This is a genomic window from uncultured Clostridium sp., from assembly GCF_947039605.1.
Classification (GTDB): Bacteria; Bacillota; Clostridia; order Clostridiales; family Clostridiaceae; genus Sarcina.
Window position 1 is genome coordinate 1 of record NZ_CAMQZG010000064.1, and the last position, 15,914, is coordinate 15,914.

General features: G+C 28.1%; 19 protein-coding genes. 15 read left to right on the forward strand and 4 right to left on the reverse strand.

What is annotated here, in order from left to right:
* Positions 1-29 precede the first annotated feature (29 nt).
* Complete coding sequence (locus tag Q0V24_RS15475) at positions 30-401, reverse strand: helix-turn-helix domain-containing protein (protein ID WP_297522805.1); 372 nt, start codon at positions 399-401, stop codon at positions 30-32.
* Complete coding sequence (locus Q0V24_RS15480; protein ID WP_297522807.1) at positions 395-541, reverse strand: MerR family DNA-binding transcriptional regulator; 147 nt, start codon at positions 539-541, stop codon at positions 395-397. The genes Q0V24_RS15475 and Q0V24_RS15480 overlap by 7 nt, the downstream gene beginning before the upstream one ends.
* Before the next feature lie 235 nt (positions 542-776).
* Here Q0V24_RS15480 and Q0V24_RS15485 point away from each other — a divergent pair, with 235 nt between their 5' ends.
* The 7 genes from Q0V24_RS15485 to Q0V24_RS15515 all read left to right on the forward strand — a co-directional run bounded on the left by Q0V24_RS15485 (position 777) and on the right by Q0V24_RS15515 (position 8,208).
* Positions 777-1,517 (forward strand): D-alanyl-D-alanine carboxypeptidase family protein, encoded by a 741-nt coding sequence (locus Q0V24_RS15485; protein ID WP_297522838.1) that lies wholly within the window; start codon positions 777-779, stop codon positions 1,515-1,517.
* Between the two features lie 107 nt (positions 1,518-1,624).
* Complete coding sequence (locus tag Q0V24_RS15490; protein ID WP_297522808.1) at positions 1,625-2,611, forward strand: sulfide/dihydroorotate dehydrogenase-like FAD/NAD-binding protein; 987 nt, start codon at positions 1,625-1,627, stop codon at positions 2,609-2,611.
* Positions 2,608-3,885, forward strand: a complete 1,278-nt coding sequence (locus Q0V24_RS15495; protein ID WP_297522810.1) for an FAD-dependent oxidoreductase — start codon at positions 2,608-2,610, stop codon at positions 3,883-3,885. Before Q0V24_RS15490 ends, Q0V24_RS15495 begins: the two co-directional genes overlap by 4 nt.
* A gap of 201 nt (positions 3,886-4,086) precedes the next feature.
* Positions 4,087-5,418: an FAD-dependent oxidoreductase gene (locus Q0V24_RS15500; protein WP_297522812.1), complete on the forward strand. Its 1,332-nt coding sequence runs from the start codon at positions 4,087-4,089 to the stop codon at positions 5,416-5,418.
* Between the two features lie 222 nt (positions 5,419-5,640).
* Positions 5,641-6,831 (forward strand): phosphopentomutase, encoded by a 1,191-nt coding sequence (locus Q0V24_RS15505; RefSeq protein WP_297522814.1) that lies wholly within the window; start codon positions 5,641-5,643, stop codon positions 6,829-6,831.
* 63 nt (positions 6,832-6,894) lie between these two features.
* Positions 6,895-7,344, forward strand: coding sequence for a hypothetical protein (locus Q0V24_RS15510; RefSeq protein ID WP_297522816.1), 450 nt, complete (start codon positions 6,895-6,897; stop codon positions 7,342-7,344).
* A gap of 75 nt (positions 7,345-7,419) precedes the next feature.
* Entirely contained in the window at positions 7,420-8,208 is a 789-nt protein-coding gene (locus Q0V24_RS15515) for an N-acetylmuramoyl-L-alanine amidase (RefSeq protein ID WP_297522818.1), read from the forward strand.
* 34 nt (positions 8,209-8,242) lie between these two features.
* On the opposite strand, the gene Q0V24_RS15520 is transcribed toward Q0V24_RS15515, so the two are convergent.
* Positions 8,243-8,632 (reverse strand): PadR family transcriptional regulator, encoded by a 390-nt coding sequence (locus tag Q0V24_RS15520; protein WP_297522820.1) that lies wholly within the window; start codon positions 8,630-8,632, stop codon positions 8,243-8,245.
* A 137-nt stretch (positions 8,633-8,769) separates the two neighbouring features.
* Between Q0V24_RS15520 and Q0V24_RS15525 the strand changes: the two genes are divergently transcribed.
* The 7 genes from Q0V24_RS15525 (at position 8,770) to Q0V24_RS15555 (ending at position 14,748) form a co-directional block, all read left to right on the forward strand.
* Positions 8,770-9,480 (forward strand): pseudouridine synthase, encoded by a 711-nt coding sequence (locus Q0V24_RS15525; protein ID WP_297522822.1) that lies wholly within the window; start codon positions 8,770-8,772, stop codon positions 9,478-9,480.
* 17 nt (positions 9,481-9,497) lie between these two features.
* The gene (locus Q0V24_RS15530) at positions 9,498-10,046 is read left to right on the forward strand and encodes a class I SAM-dependent methyltransferase (RefSeq protein WP_297522824.1); all 549 of its coding nucleotides are present in this window, start codon (positions 9,498-9,500) and stop codon (positions 10,044-10,046) included.
* Positions 10,047-10,120: 74 nt separating this feature from the next.
* Positions 10,121-10,999 (forward strand): MurR/RpiR family transcriptional regulator, encoded by an 879-nt coding sequence (locus Q0V24_RS15535; protein ID WP_297522826.1) that lies wholly within the window; start codon positions 10,121-10,123, stop codon positions 10,997-10,999.
* Between the two features lie 105 nt (positions 11,000-11,104).
* Positions 11,105-12,331 (forward strand): aminoacetone oxidase family FAD-binding enzyme, encoded by a 1,227-nt coding sequence (locus Q0V24_RS15540; protein ID WP_297522828.1) that lies wholly within the window; start codon positions 11,105-11,107, stop codon positions 12,329-12,331.
* A 28-nt stretch (positions 12,332-12,359) separates the two neighbouring features.
* Entirely contained in the window at positions 12,360-13,007 is a 648-nt protein-coding gene (cmk, locus tag Q0V24_RS15545) for a (d)CMP kinase (protein WP_297522830.1), read from the forward strand.
* A 22-nt stretch (positions 13,008-13,029) separates the two neighbouring features.
* Entirely contained in the window at positions 13,030-13,878 is an 849-nt protein-coding gene (locus tag Q0V24_RS15550) for a 4-hydroxy-3-methylbut-2-enyl diphosphate reductase (RefSeq protein ID WP_297522832.1), read from the forward strand.
* Between the two features lie 66 nt (positions 13,879-13,944).
* Positions 13,945-14,748 (forward strand): GNAT family N-acetyltransferase, encoded by an 804-nt coding sequence (locus Q0V24_RS15555; protein ID WP_297522834.1) that lies wholly within the window; start codon positions 13,945-13,947, stop codon positions 14,746-14,748.
* Between the two features lie 82 nt (positions 14,749-14,830).
* Here Q0V24_RS15555 and Q0V24_RS15560 read toward each other — a convergent pair whose 3' ends face one another.
* Complete coding sequence (locus Q0V24_RS15560; RefSeq protein ID WP_297522836.1) at positions 14,831-15,202, reverse strand: hypothetical protein; 372 nt, start codon at positions 15,200-15,202, stop codon at positions 14,831-14,833.
* A gap of 505 nt (positions 15,203-15,707) precedes the next feature.
* Here Q0V24_RS15560 and Q0V24_RS15565 point away from each other — a divergent pair.
* Positions 15,708-15,914: hypothetical protein (locus Q0V24_RS15565; RefSeq protein ID WP_297522837.1), on the forward strand; the 207-nt coding region annotated here is incomplete at its 3' end.

Sequence of the window (15,914 nt, forward strand, 5' to 3'; positions counted from 1 at the left end):
TTCTCCTTTTTCTTTATTTTTTCTAAGTTTTAAACTTTCATATTTTCTTGAAAGAATTCTTTGTTCTTTTTAAATCTAGGAAATCCACCAAGACATTTAAAAAATCTTTTAAATGATGTTTTAGCATCACATATAGCTTTTTTTCTAGCTTTAGAGCCACCAGTATTTATAAAGGAAAACTCATCTAATACTTTAACCTCGTTATTAATATATTTATCAAAGTTATTTGCACTAATAAATGCATCTTTTTTATCAATTTTTTCTTCTTTGAACTGATTATAAAGTTCAATATTTTTTGATATATAAAAGTTATATAAATATCTACAAACCCCAATACTTTGTTCTATTTTAAGTTTCTGTTGCTCTGTTGGTTTTATCTCGGTTTTGTATGCTTTTAACATTGTTTGTAGGTATAATACCTTATATCCGTTGGCGTTCTAAATGCTTTTAATATTCCATCATTATCCCAACGAAGCAAAGTCCTTACAGAAACATTTAGAAGTTCTGCAAATTCATTAAGTTTATAGTTATTATTTTTCAATATAATCACCTCTAATTATATTGTTCTACATATGACTGTATTTATACATAATTTTAGTAACTATTATCTTCCTCCTTTATAAATTATGTGCAAAAATAAGATTTATATTTATTTTAATATTTGAACAAACTAAATAAGAGTAAATAAAAAATCATTATATTGAGGAGGATTTAATTTGAAAAAAATAGGAATAGTCCTTATAAGTTTATGTATAAGCTTAAATTTATTTAATACTATAGTTTTTGCAAAAGACATTACTCCAGAGGCGCATTATGTGATAGCTATTGATAGTAAAACTAAAAAAGTTCTTTATGAAAAAAGAGCTTATGAAAATATTGCAATGGCTAGTACAACTAAAATGATTACTTCCCTTGTTGCAATAAACTATGGAAATTTAGATGATATTGTAACTATATCTAAAACAGCTACTGCTATTAGAGGTGCAAAAGTAGGTTTTAAAACAGGTGAAAAGTTGACACTTAGAGAGCTTGTGTGGGGACTTATGTTTAAATCTGGAAATGATGCTGCTATTGCTATTGCAGAGCATTTAGGTGGGAGCGTTGCAGGGTTTTCTGTTTTGATGAATGATTTTGCCAAAACTATAGGAATTATAGATTCTAATTTCCAATCACCGCATGGACTTGATAGTGCAATGCATTTCTCAAGTGCTTATGATTTAGCTATTCTTGGTGCAACTGCTATGGAAAATGAATTATTTGCTGAAATAGTAAGCACTAAAGAAATATCTGCAAAAAATACTGGCTTCACAAGAGATTATAGAAATATAAACAAGATTCTTTGGAAAATACCTAATGCAAATGGTATAAAAACAGGATATACAGGGCAAGCCGGTAAGTGCCTTGTAACATCAGTTAAAGAAAAAGATAGTAATATTATTATAGTAGTTTTAAATTGCCCACAAAGATGGGATGTTACTAATAGAGTTTATGAATATGTAAAAAAAGAATACTACTAAAAAGAAGCTAAAAGCATACTTTTTAGTAGTATTCTTTTAGCTTTTTAAGTAACAAAAAGGATCAAGTAGTGATAAGTTATAGTAATATCAATATTTAGGAGAATTATATGACTTTTAAAAAAGTTGAATGTATAGACTCTGGAACAGAATTTTGCCCATGTCATTTAGCTGAAAAGGGAGAGTGTTTGTTATGTTCACAATTACAAGGGCAACGCTTTTGTGATTGTAAAAACTGGAATGGAGTTTGTATCTATCAAGAGTATATATATAATAAATCAAAAGCAACAAAAGGAAGACCAACTTTGAAACTTGATATAATTGAAAAAATTCTTTTAGAGGATACATTAATCAAACTTATACTAAAAGCCCCTCATAAACTAGTGATGGATTTACTTAATCCAGGTTCATTTATATTTATTAAATCAGATGAAAATAATAATTATTTTGATTTTCCAATATCAATAGAATCCGCAGATCCAAATAAAAACACATTAACTATGTACATTGAAATTCGAGGAGTCAAAACAAAAGCATTACTTGAAGCGACTAAATATTTACTTATAAGAGCGCCTTATTATAATGGAACTTTTGGACTTAAAAATATTAATGAAACATTAAATGAAAAATGTTTGATAATTTCACGTGGAATTGGATTTGCACCTAGTAACTTAATAATAAAAAAACTTTATAATCAAAATAATGAAATAACTATTGTAAATGATATAAATCCTTTTTCTAAAGATTATTTTAAAAATAATAATCCGAACTTTAATTTAAAAACTCATAATATAAATACTTTAAATCTAGGTGAACTCTCAGATGAATTAAAAGAAATTATATTAAAATATATAGCTACTGGTGTATCTTTTATACATTGTGGGGGTGCTGATATTCTAACTTATAAGGTTATAGAATTTTTAGATTCGATTAATCGAAAAGATATAAAATTAAGTTGTTGTAATAATGCTAAGATGTGTTGTGGTGAAGGAGTTTGTGGTAGCTGTACACTTCGATTTAAAGGGCATAATATTAAACGTCTGTGTAAAACTCAAACTGACCCTAGAAGCATTTTTGAAGAAAGGAGATTTATATGAAAGTAGTAGTTATTGGTGGTGGCTGGGCAGGTGTTGCAGCTGCTATATCAGCAAAAAAAGCAGGTGCAGATGTAGAAATATTAGAACGAACAGATATGATACTTGGACTTGGTAATATTGGCGGGATAATGAGGAATAATGGAAGGTTTACAGCTTCTGAAGAACTTATTGCAATGGGGGCTGGCGATTTAATAAATATTTGTGATAGAGTTAGCAGACATAAAAACATAGAATTCCCTGGACATAAACACGCCTCTTTATATGATGTAAATGTTATAGAGGGAGAAGTTCATCGGTATATAAAAACACTTGGAATAGATGTTAAATTTTCAACTAGAGTTGTTGATGTTAAGTTAGATGATAAAAAAATAATATCTGTTATTGATTCTAATGATAATGTCTATGAGGGGGATTCATTTATAGAGGCTACTGGTTCAACAGGTCCTATGGGGAATTGTTTAAGGTACGGAAATGGTTGTTCTATGTGTATATTAAGATGTCCTGCTTTTGGACCGCGAATTAGTATTAGTGCTAGATGTGGTGTTGAAGATATACAAGGAGAAAGGGAAGGAGATGAACTTGGTGCATTTAGTGGGTCATGTAAGTTATCTAAAGAAAGTCTCGCTAAAGAAGTACAAGCTTCTTTAAATGAAACCGGTGTCTATATAGCTAAAATTCCAACAGAAGATATTAACTATACTAAGTTAACAACTAAAGTGTGTCAGCAGTATGCACTAAAAGAATTTGCAGAGAATTTAGTTTTGCTAGATACTGGACATGCAAAATTAATGACAACATATTATCCATTAGAAAAACTTAGAAAAATTAATGGATTTGAAAATGCAAAATATATAGATCCTTATGCAGGTAGTAAAGGTAATTCTATTAGATACTTATCCGTAGCACCTAGAAGTAATGATATGTTGGTTACAGGTATTGAAAATTTATTCTGTGCAGGGGAAAAAAGCGGCTTATTTGTAGGTCATACAGAAGTTATTGTCACTGGTACCCTTGCAGGTCATAATTCTGTTAGAAAAAATTTAGGCATGCCATTTCTTATATTACCAGAGTCTCTTGCTATTGGAGATATAATTTCATTTGCTAATAAAAATATAGAATCTAGGGAAGGAAGAAAAACAAGATATACATTTGCTGGGTCTGTATTTTTCAAACGAATGTTAGAAAAAAATTTATATACACTTGATGTAAAAGAAATTGAAAGGCGTGTAAAAAAAGTTAATTTAGATAATATTTTTTCAACTAAATTAATTTAAATAATTATTTTTAAAAGAAGAGGTGAATCTAAAACCTCTTCTTTTTCATCTTCGACAGTAATAATTTTTTCTTTTTTAGTGATGCTAATTTATATAAAGCAAATTAAATGAGTATTTTTCATGAATATTATTGAAAAGTATCACAGGATGTGTTATTTTATTAACAAAGAATAATAGTTATTTGTAAAGAGAGGTTTTAATATGAAAGTAATAGTAGTTGGATGTACACATGCTGGAACAGCAGCAATAAATAATATAGTAGAAACACATAAGGATGCTAAAATAACAGTCTATGAAAAAAATGATAATATCTCATTTTTATCATGTGGTATAGCACTTCATGTAGCTAATGTAATAAAAGACCCTAATGGTCTATTTTATAGTTCACCAGAAAAACTTACAAGTCTTGGTGTTTGCACAAAAATGCAACATGAAGTTATATCTATAGATATAGAAAATAAATCTTTAAAAGTTAAAAATATTCTTACACAAGAAGTATTTGAAGATTCATATGATAAATTAGTTCTAACACCAGGGTCATGGCCTATAGTACCTAAATTCACTGGATTAGAACTTGAAAATATTGTACTATCAAAGAACTTTAATCATGCTAAAAATATAATAGAAAAAGCTAAAGAGTGCAAAAATGTTGTAGTTGTAGGCGCTGGTTATATTGGAGTAGAACTTGCTGAAGCATTTGAGATACTTGGTAAAAATGTTACTTTAGTAGATGCTGAGAGTAGAATTATGAATAAGTACCTTGATAAAGAGTTTACAGATATAGCTGAAAAAGCATTTGTTGAAAAAGGTATTAAAATAGCAACAGGAGAGCTTGTTGAAAGTTTTGAAGGTGCTAATGGAAAAGTTTCAACAGTTAAGACTAATAAAAACACATATAAAGCCGATTTAGTAATACTTTGTATTGGATTCAGACCTAATACAGATATTGTTAAAGGACAATTAAATATGTTATCAAATGGAGCAATAATCATAGATGAATACATGAGAACTAGTCACAAAGATGTATTTGCAGCAGGAGATAGTTGTGTTGTTAAATATAACCCAACTAAAGAAGAGAGATATATACCTCTTGCTACGAACGCTGTAAGAATGGGTACTTTAGTTGCTAAAAACTTAATAGAACCTACACTTAAATATATGGGAACACAAGGTACCTCAGGTATCAAAATATATGATTATAATATAGCGTCAACAGGTTTAACAGAAACTTCTGCACTAGCTACAACTAGCTACAATATAGCTACAGTTAGTCACACAGATAATTTTAGACCTGAATTTATGCCAACTAATGAAGAGGCAACAATAAAATTAGTTTATGATAAAGATACTAAAAGAGTATTAGGTGGTCAAATTATTTCTAAGTATGATTTAACAGAAATGATGAATACATTATCTGTAGTTATACAAAATGATATGACTATAGCAGAACTTGCAATGACAGACTTCTTCTTCCAACCACATTATAACAAACCATGGAGTTTGCTTAATGCTGTTGCATTAAAAGCTTTATAATAAATAAAACTAAAAGAGTATAAGAGTATAATCATATTTTTGTTTAATATGATTATACTTTTTTTATTTAATCATTAAAATTCGACAAATTCCTTGTAAACGATTGTGTAAATGGATTTTTTTTGATATTATATATACTATACTAATTTAAAATTTAAATAGTTTAACTATTTTATAACATATAAAAATATAATAAACAAAAGATTTAGGAGGCAATAAATTATGAATAAATATAATAGAGTTTTTACAATAGTTATAGATTCTTTAGGTGTTGGCGAAATGCCAGATGCAAGTGAATTTGGTGATTTTAATGTAGATACATTAGGACATATCGCTGAATCAGTTGATAGCTTTACTATACCTAACCTACAAAAATTAGGAATGGCTAACTTACACAAAGTAAAGCATGTTGCTCCACTTACAAACCCAATGGGATATCAAATGAAATTATCAGAAATAAGTAATGGAAAAGATACTATGACAGGTCACTGGGAAATGATGGGCTTAAATATAGTTACACCATTCCAAACATTTACTGATACTGGATTCCCAAAAGAGCTACTTGATGAATTAGAATCTAGAACAGGTCATAAAATTGTTGGTAATAAAAGTGCTAGTGGAACTGAAATTCTTGATGAACTTGGTGAACACCAAATGAAAACTGGAGATATGATAGTTTATACATCATCTGATTCAGTACTACAAATTTGTGGACATGAAGAAACATTTGGACTTGATGAATTATATAGATGTTGCGAGATTGCTAGAGAGTTAACACTTAGACCAGAATGGAAAGTTGGTAGAATTATAGCAAGACCTTATCTTGGAAATAAAAAGGGTGAGTTTAAGCGTACAAGCAATAGACATGACTATGCATTACAACCTTTTGGTAAGACTGCATTAAATGTATTACAAGATAATAAACTTGAAGTAATTTCAGTTGGTAAAATCAAAGATATATTTGATGGTGAGGGAATTACAGAAGGGCTTAAATCAAAAAGTTCTGTACATGGTATGGAACAAACAATAGAATTACAAGATAGAGATTTCAAAGGTTTCTGTTTCGTAAATTTAGTTGATTTTGATGCTTTATGGGGACATAGAAGAAATCCTGTAGGTTATGCAAAAGAATTAGAAATGTTTGATGTTAAGCTTGGTGAGTTCTTATCAAAAATGAAAAATGATGATTTATTAATGATAACAGCTGATCATGGAAATGACCCAACTTATAAAGGTTCAGATCACACAAGAGAGTTTGTACCTTTAATTTCATATTCACCTTCAATGCAGAATTCTGATATACTAGAAACATCAGAAAACTTTGCAACTATAGGTGCAACAATCGTAGAAAACTTTGGTCTTAAAATGCCAGAGGGTACAATTGGAACATCTATCCTTTCAAAATTAAACTAAAATCTAAAGGATTTCTGAAAAGAAATCCTTTTTTTATTATTAAAAGACTAAAAGGAGTATTTTATGTTTGAATTATTTAAAAAGAAACCCAAAAAATCAAGTTTTCAAACTGAATTAATCAATTTATCAGATTATTCTCAGCAAATTTATAACAATATTGAAATTATTTTAGATTCAATAAAGAATAAAAGATTTCATTTTTCACTAGATATGACTAGAAGTACCTATTCTTTTGCAACAAATTTAAATAGTAGAATTTCTAATTTAGATTATAGATTAAAAGAAATAGCCTCTTCAAATGTAGATATATTTAAAAATTTAGAAGAATTTAAGTATAAAACTTTTTTAGTATCAGACTTTTTACATGACCTTATAATTTTTTCACCTGAAGAAATTGAAATAGACCCTTTCTTTTATTATGTCCTAGATGGCTGTAAGGACCTTATAGCAAGTACTGTAGTCTTTTTGAATAACTTATTAAATTATGTAAATAAAATTACAAATAACTCATAAGATAATAGGAACAAAACATATCACTGTAAGATATTATATTATAAAGATTATTTTACAAATATGGAGGATTTACTAATGAAGATAGCGGTAAGAGGCGGTCATAATTTTCAAGCTAGTGGGGCAAGAGGTATACTTGACGAAACTATTGAAGATAGAAAAGTTAAAGATGCTACAATAAAATATTTAAAAAAATTAGGACATTCAGTTTTAGATGTCACACCAGGTAATATGCCTAGCAGTAGTGATTTATCATATGGAGTTAACAAAGCTAATAGTTGGGGTGCAGAAATATTTATATCAATACACTTTAATAAAGCTTATAGCTCATATGATGGTGCTATAGGAACAGAAGGCTGGGTTTATAGCAAAGGTGGTACATCTGAAAAAGTATCTAATAGAATTTGTTCTAAGCTTTCATCAATAGGTCTTAGAAATAGAGGTACTAAAACTAGTGGTTTTTATGAACTTAGAAGTACTAATATGCCGGCTGTAATAGTTGAAGTTTGTTTTGTTGAAGCAACTAAGGATGTAAGTATTTATAAAAATACTGGTTCGGATAAAATTGGTTTATTAATAGCAGAGGGTGTAGCAAATCAAAAGATTTCAAGTGATATACCAAGTAAGCCAGCAAAAAAAAGAACTTATAGATGTGTAACAGGCTCTTTTTCTAATAGGGCTAATGCAGAAAGTAGAATTAAAGAATTAAAAGCTAAAGGGTTTGATAGCTTTTTAGAAATATACAAAGAAAATAACAAAAAAATGTTTAGATGTATAACTGGTAGTTTTTCTGACAAGAAAAATGCAGATAGCAGAGTTAAATTATTAAAAAGCAAAGACTTTAGTAGTTTTATTATAATAGCATAAAAAAAACACCATACTCTAAAAGTATGGTGTTCTTTTATTTAATAAGCATTGCAATTAATATATCTAATGTTGCCTTATTCTTATGTAAAGCATCCACATAGTCGGCTACATGTGTTTTATAATAGCTAACACCCTCATCAGTTATTCTGTAAATCTTTTTGCTACGTTTATTTACAAATTGGTCCCCAAGCCATGTACTAACAACAAATCCATTTTCCTCTAAAGAATATAAAGTATCATAAACTGTACTAGATGAAACTGGAAATGGCAATGGGCACTTAGAAAATTCTAATTTAAAAGCTTCTAAAACTTTATTTCCAAAAATTTCTTCCCCTCTAGATAGTTCCTTTAATATATAAAATGTATATAATTGCTTTGTGTTTACTGTATTTCTTGGAGCAATCATTCTAGTTCTTGAACTCATAATAAATCACCTCTAATTATATTATACATATACTCCTATTTAGAGTAAATATTTATAAGTAACGTTTATTAGCTTGCATTAACCATTTTATTTAATTAGAATTAGATATACTAAACAATTAATGGAGGATTTTTTTTATGAGTGAAAGATTACAAAAATATATGGCAGGATGCGGAGTAGCATCAAGACGTAAATGTGAAGAGATAATATTATCAGGAGTTGTAAAGGTTAATGATGTCGTAGTAACAGAGCTAGGGGTTAAAGTTGAGGCTGGGACTGATGTAGTTGAAGTTAATGATGTTGTTATTAACCTAGAAGGTAGCAAAGTTTACATAATGCTAAATAAACCAGAGGGATACATAACTAGTAATAGTGATGAAAAAAACAGACCAACTATATTAGATATAGTCAAAGTTAAGGAGAGAATATATTCTATTGGAAGATTAGATTATGAAACTTCAGGATTATTATTGTTAACTAATGATGGTGATATCTACAATAAAATAATACACCCAAGAAAAAATGTAGATAAAACTTATATAGCAAAAGTTGATGGTACATTTACAGATGAAGAAATGGAAAAATTCAGAACTGGTGTTGAGATAGATGGCGAAATGACATCTGCAGCTAGCATTAAAACTTTAGAAGTTTATAGAACTAGCAGTCTTATAGAAATAAAAATACATGAAGGTAAAAACAGACAAGTTAGAAAAATGTGTGAAGCATTTGACCATGAAGTATTAACACTTAAAAGAGTTGCTATTGGTGAATTAAATATTGATTCATTAGATAAAGGTGAATGGAGAAATCTACGTAGTTCAGAAGTTGAGTATTTAAATAATTTATAGTAGATAGGTGAATGAAAATGATATTTAATTATATAAATAGTTTTAATAATATAATGCACAATATAATAGAAAATAATAAAATTGGTGAGAATAAACTTGCTATAGATGCAACTCTTGGCAATGGATATGATACAGATTTTTTAAAAAATCAATTTGAAGAGGTTTATAGCTTTGATGTACAAGAAGCAGCTACCTCTTCTTATAAAGAGAAAAACATAGCAAATGTGAATGTAATTTTAGATAGTCATGAGTATTTTGATAAATATATTACTAGTAAGGTAGATTGTATAGTTTATAATCTTGGATATTTACCTGGTGCAAATAAACATATTACAACTAAAACTAATAGTACAATAAAGAGTATTGAGTCTGGATTAGAACTTTTAAATACAAATGGAATGATGTTTATTGCTATGTACCCTGGACATGAAGAAGGTGCAAGAGAGAAGGATTCTATTTTAAATCTTGCAAAAAACTTAAATACAAAGCATTTTGGAGTTTTATATCAAGAGTTTATAAACAGACCTAATAATCCGCCTTGTTTGCTAGTTATAGAAAAAAAGTAACCCTTGAATCATACATACTAAAATGATAGAATTGAATTAATATAATTCATTTTAGTACGAGGAAGGAAATTTTTATGGAAAATAGTCAAGATTTAATGAAAGTTATACAATCTAAGTTTCCAAAACTTAGCAAAGGTCAAAAATTAATAGCTGAATATATCCTAACAAATTATGATAGAGCAGCTTTTATGACAGCAGCAAAACTTGGAGTTAGTGTAGGTGTTAGTGAATCAACAGTTGTTAGATTTGCAATAGAACTTGGGTTTAGTGGATATCCAAAATTGCAAAAATCATTACAAGAGCTTATAAAAAATAAACTTACAACAGTACAAAGGTTAGAATTATCAAGTGATTTTATAAGAGAAGATAATCCTTTAAAAGGAGTTTTAAAGGCCGATATAGAAAATATTAGAGCAACACTTGAAAAGATAAATTATAATGACTTTGAACAAGTTGTTGATGATTTATTCAAGGCTAAGAGAATATATATAGTAGGTCTTAGAAGTTCAATGGCACTTGCTGAATTTTTAGGATTCTATTTAGGTTTAATACTTGATAATGTAAAAGTTGTTTCAAGTGGAATGAGCGATATATTTGAGCAGATGATCAATATAGGAAAAGGGGATGTTGTTGTTGGGATAGGTTTCCCAAGATACGCAACTAAAACTATAGATGCATTAGCATTTGCAAAAAGCAGAGATGCTAAAGCTATTGCTATAACAGATAGCTTAATATCACCTCTTGCAACAAATGCAGATTGTACTTTAATAGCACAAAGCAATATGGCATCTTTTGTAGATTCATTAGTTGCACCACTAAGTATAATAAATGCTTTAGTAATATCAATAGGAATGAGAGAAAAAGAAAAAATAACTCATACTTTTGAAGACTTAGAATGTATCTGGAAAGATTATAATGTTTATACTTATAATAGAAACAATATAGAACATTAATAAACAAGCTGTTTATACAAGTTATAAGCAGCTTATTTATTTGACAAAAATATTTTAAAAGATTAATATAAAAATGTTTTAAATTAAAGATTAGGAGCTGATAAATTGGCTAAGGTAGTAGTAATTGGAGCAGGCCCAGCAGGAATGATGGCAGCTATAAAAGCGGCAGAAAATCATGATGTTATATTATTAGATGGAAATGATAAAATTGGTAAAAAATTGTTCATTACAGGAAAAGGTCGTTGTAATGTAACAAATTCTAAAGATATTAGTGAGTTTTTTGATTATATATATGCAAATCCTCATTTTTTATATAGTGCATTATACACATATGATAATACTCGAGTAATAGATTTCTTTGAAGAACAAGGAATAAATCTAAAGAATGAACGTGGTGGAAGAGTATTCCCTGTTAGTGATAAATCTTCTGATATTATATATGGATTTAATAAAAAGTTAAAAGAAACAAAGGTCAATGTTATGTTAAAATCAAAAGTAGCTAAATTAAATTTAGAAGGCAATGAGATTAAAAGTATAACATTACAAGATGGAAAAAAAGTAAATGGAGATCATTTTATAATATGCACAGGGGGTAAGTCATATCCTAGAACCGGTTCAACAGGAGAGGTTCATGAATTATTAAGAGCAGCAGGACATACAATAACTAAACTTAAACCATCACTAGTTCCTATAGAACTTATGCATGATGATTTAAAGCAACTTTTAGGATTAACTCTTAAAAATGTATCATTAAAAGTTATTGATACTACAACAGCTAAAGAAAAAGTTATTTATGAAGAACAAGGTGAAATGAAGTTTATGATGTATGGAGTTTCTGGTCCTATAGTATTAAAAGCTAGTAAATTTGTAGATGAAGAGTCTACTTATAAGATATCTATAGACTTAAAACCATCTCTTGATATCAAAACTTTAGACCTTAGAGTTCAAAAAGATTTTAACTTAAATCTTAATACAGCGTTTAAAGATTCTTTAAACAAGCTTTTCCCAATGCAATTAATACCATTTATTTTAGATTCTTTAGATATTGATAGAGAAAAGAAAGTTAACTCTATTACTAAAGATGAAAGAAAAAAACTTGTTAATTTCATTAAAGGTGTAGAGTTTGACGTTAAAGGGTTAAGAAGCCTTGATGAAGCTATAGTAACTTCTGGTGGAGTATCTGTTGATGAGATAGACCCATCAACTATGAAATCTAAAATATTAGATAATGTTTCATTTGCAGGAGAGCTTATAGATGTTGATGCATTCACAGGTGGATATAGTGTTCAAATTGCAATGTCTACTGGATATTTAGCTGGAGATAACATATAATTATAAAATTTGAAATGAGGTATATGATTTGAATAGATTAAGTGTAGCAATAGATGGACCAGCAGGTGTTGGGAAAAGTACAATCGCAAAAATAATAGCAGATAAACTTGACTTAATGTACATAAATACTGGGGCTATGTATAGAGCCGTTACGTTAAAAGCATTAGAAAAAGATATTGACTATAAAAGTGTAGATAAATTACTTGAATTAACTAATTCAATGGATATATATTTTGAAAATGATGAACTCTTCTTAAATGGAGAAAATATAAATGACCAAATAACTATGCCAGAGATAAGCAAAAGAGTATCAGAATATGCATCGGTAAGAGAAGTTAGAGTTAAACTTGTAGAACTTATGAGAGCTATGTCTAATAAATATAATGTTATTATGGATGGTAGGGATATAGGAACTGTAGTACTTAAAGATGCACCTTATAAATTCTTCTTAGTAGCAAGTGCTAATGAAAGAGCTGATAGAAGATACAAAGAACTTGTAGGCAAAGGTCTTGAGGTTGATTACAATGAGATATTAGAGGATATTATAAAAAGAGATGAGTATGATTCAACTAGAGAAGTAGATCCTCTTAGAAAAGCAGATGATGCGATTGAAGTAGATACTACATATCTAAACATAGAGGAAGTTGTATCAGAAATTCTAAAACACATTAAATAAAATGGTTTGGAGGAATTTTAAAATGAAAAGAGAAGTTATATTAGCAGAAAATGCTGGTTTTTGCTTTGGAGTAAAAAGAGCTGTTGACGAGAGTTTAAAAGCTAGAGATGAAAAAGGTAAAAAAATATATACTTTAGGACCATTAATACATAATAAAGATGTTGTTAATGACCTAGAATCAAAAGAAATTACAGCTATAAGCTTAGAAGATATAGATAAACTTAGTGAAGAGGATGTTGTTGTTATAAGATCACATGGAGTTAAAGAAAAAGTAATAACAACTCTTAATAGCAATGGACTTGTTGTAAATAATGCAACATGCCCTTATGTTACTAATATTCATAAAAAAGTTAAAGAGTACTACACAAAAGGTTACCAAATAGTAATCCTTGGGGATGAAAATCACCCAGAAGTAGTTGGAATTAATGGGTGGTGTGAAGATACTGCAATAGTGGCTACTGCTGAAAATATTGATACTATAAGTTTTCCAAAAAAAGTTTGCGTAGTTTCTCAAACTACTGAGAAAAAAGAAAACTGGGACATAGTTTTATCAAAAATTGTATCACAAGTAAAAGAGCTAGTTGCTTTTAATACTATATGTGCTGCAACAGATGAAAGACAGGAAAGTGCGCAGAGTATCTCAAATAAAGCTGATATGGTTATTGTTATAGGTGGTAAAAATAGTTCTAATACAACAAAATTATTTGAAATTTGTAAAAAGAATTGTGAAAACACTTACCATATAGAAAATGCTAAAGATTTAACTGATGAAATAATTAACTATGATTGTAAAGTTATAGGGGTTACTGCTGGGGCATCTACTCCAGATTATATAATTAATGAAGTGATAACAATCTTAGAAAATAATTAGTAGCTTCTTGAATTAAGTCTAGAATTAATGTAAAATATTCCTGTAATAGTCATTTTGAGGTGAGTTATGGAAATAAAATTACTTAATATTCTAGACTTTTTTTACTTTAGAAAAGACATTAAAAACTGTTTAGGAACTGACTTAATAGGTTTTTTAAAAGATATACTAGTAGAACAATATATTTTCCATGTAGAGTACTCAAATGGAAGTACAATGCTTTGGAAAACAGATAGAGTTAATGATAAATTTAAAATTACTGATATTTTTGATATTGCTAATAAAAATAAGAAAAAAATATTTGGACAAAAATATTCTAAAAAAGATTTTGTCTATATATCTAATGAACAAGATAATATCATTTCTAAGCTAGGGTGTACTGAAAAATCTTCAAATAAATTTATGAAAATGTCATCACTTGATAATATAAAGTTTGAAGAAGGTTTTCTTGATTTTACATTTGAAAAGCTTGAAAAAGGTAAAAATGAAAATATAAGATGTGAACTTCAAAATGATGCCTTCTTTTCTAATAAAAGAACTCCTCTTAGAACAAGAGATGTTAGATATGAGATGGGAAGAAAGTGTTATATACCAGAATTATCATATTTTATAAAACAAAATGATGAGTATGTAGGGTATGGGCAAATACTTTTACTTGATAAGAAATATACTATATCAAACTTTTGTGTTAAACCAAATTTTCAAGGGCATGGAGTTGGTAAAATTCTTTTGAAATTTCTTTTATTTAAAGCCAAAATTTATGGTGTAAAGGAAATTTATATAAAAGTAAAGTCAGATAACCTTACAGCTTGTAAATTATACACTAATACAGGATTTGAAACATTTGAAAAAACCTCATTTTATGAAATATAAAAAATATTGAAATTAAAACTAAAACTAAAAAGGAACTATATCAACTTACTATTAATTAGTATTTTGATGTAGTTCCTTTATTTTATTGATTTTTAAAAACTTTTAAAATAGCCTCTTCATGTTCTTTACTTATATCACTATCTATACTAAAACTATATTTGTTAGTAGGTGTTATAAAATTAATATATTTTTTATTTTCTTTAGTTAAAATCTTAAATTCTGTAACATCATTAACTGGAATGTTTTCTATAATCTCATACTCTTTATCAAAATCACCACTCTTAATTTTTAAAGTAAAAACCCCATTATCTATTTCAAGTCTAGCTATTTGAAAACTTTTCATTGTTGTTCCAATCATAAATGGCTTTTGTGCACCTAAAAAAGCACCTGTAATACTACTTAATAAATTATGTCCTATTCCACTTTTGATTGGATAACAAGTTAGTCTAATCATTTTAATCACCCTTTCATTTAAATTTATATTATTAATACTAAAAGGTATAATAAATAACTACAAACTCAATTCATTATTACTTTAATTCTAAAAATGACCTTAATTTACCATTAGAATATTTTTTGTAACTTTTTCTTAATTAATAAGTTGTTTTTTAGAGTTAGGTTTATAAACTTAATAAATAAAACAATTATAGTGGACTTTTATAAGGATATTAGAGCTGCTATACTGAAAGGAATAAAACTTGAAGATATGCTTATGCAAACAGTAAGGTAAGGAATTTAAATTATAGTTAAAGCAGTAGAAGAAGGAGAAAAGGGACAGGGGAAATTAGAACGGCATATCCTTTATCAGATGAAGAAATAGAGTTTGCAAGAAAACAGGGGATTGTAAAAATTAAATATGAAGAAAGTGATGCTGAAAAGGAACCTGATGAAGAGCCTTTAAATCCAGAAGAATAGTAAATAATAAATTTATATGCTATTCTTTTTTAGGAGTGATTAGTATGAGTTTATTATTAAAAAACATAGTTCTTAGAAAATCTTTAATTATAGAAATTATAATTGCAATTAAAAGAAGTAAAAAAGAAAAAAAAGATTTTATTATAGTAGATGGATTTTGGACTTTTTTCTTTTCAGATGAGAATATATATATTGAAAAATTGGATGATTCTTTAGAATTTAAAAATATTTCTTTAAAAAATAATTTAATA

Excerpts from the sequence above, each read along its gene's own strand:
- Q0V24_RS15555 (WP_297522834.1), top strand. The coding sequence starts at position 13,945 with ATGGAAATAAAATTACTTAATATTCTAGACTTTTTTTACTTTAGAAAA.
- Q0V24_RS15475 (WP_297522805.1), bottom strand. The coding sequence starts at position 401 with ATGTTAAAAGCATACAAAACCGAGATAAAACCAACAGAGCAACAGAAA.
- Q0V24_RS15525 (WP_297522822.1), top strand. The coding sequence starts at position 8,770 with ATGAGTGAAAGATTACAAAAATATATGGCAGGATGCGGAGTAGCATCA.
- Q0V24_RS15505 (WP_297522814.1), top strand. The coding sequence starts at position 5,641 with ATGAATAAATATAATAGAGTTTTTACAATAGTTATAGATTCTTTAGGT.
- Q0V24_RS15510 (WP_297522816.1), top strand. The coding sequence starts at position 6,895 with ATGTTTGAATTATTTAAAAAGAAACCCAAAAAATCAAGTTTTCAAACT.
- Q0V24_RS15530 (WP_297522824.1), top strand. The coding sequence starts at position 9,498 with ATGATATTTAATTATATAAATAGTTTTAATAATATAATGCACAATATA.
- Q0V24_RS15560 (WP_297522836.1), bottom strand. The coding sequence starts at position 15,202 with ATGATTAGACTAACTTGTTATCCAATCAAAAGTGGAATAGGACATAAT.
- Q0V24_RS15520 (WP_297522820.1), bottom strand. The coding sequence starts at position 8,632 with ATGAGTTCAAGAACTAGAATGATTGCTCCAAGAAATACAGTAAACACA.
- Q0V24_RS15535 (WP_297522826.1), top strand. The coding sequence starts at position 10,121 with ATGGAAAATAGTCAAGATTTAATGAAAGTTATACAATCTAAGTTTCCA.
- Q0V24_RS15550 (WP_297522832.1), top strand. The coding sequence starts at position 13,030 with ATGAAAAGAGAAGTTATATTAGCAGAAAATGCTGGTTTTTGCTTTGGA.
- Q0V24_RS15495 (WP_297522810.1), top strand. The coding sequence starts at position 2,608 with ATGAAAGTAGTAGTTATTGGTGGTGGCTGGGCAGGTGTTGCAGCTGCT.
- Q0V24_RS15515 (WP_297522818.1), top strand. The coding sequence starts at position 7,420 with ATGAAGATAGCGGTAAGAGGCGGTCATAATTTTCAAGCTAGTGGGGCA.
- Q0V24_RS15490 (WP_297522808.1), top strand. The coding sequence starts at position 1,625 with ATGACTTTTAAAAAAGTTGAATGTATAGACTCTGGAACAGAATTTTGC.
- Q0V24_RS15500 (WP_297522812.1), top strand. The coding sequence starts at position 4,087 with ATGAAAGTAATAGTAGTTGGATGTACACATGCTGGAACAGCAGCAATA.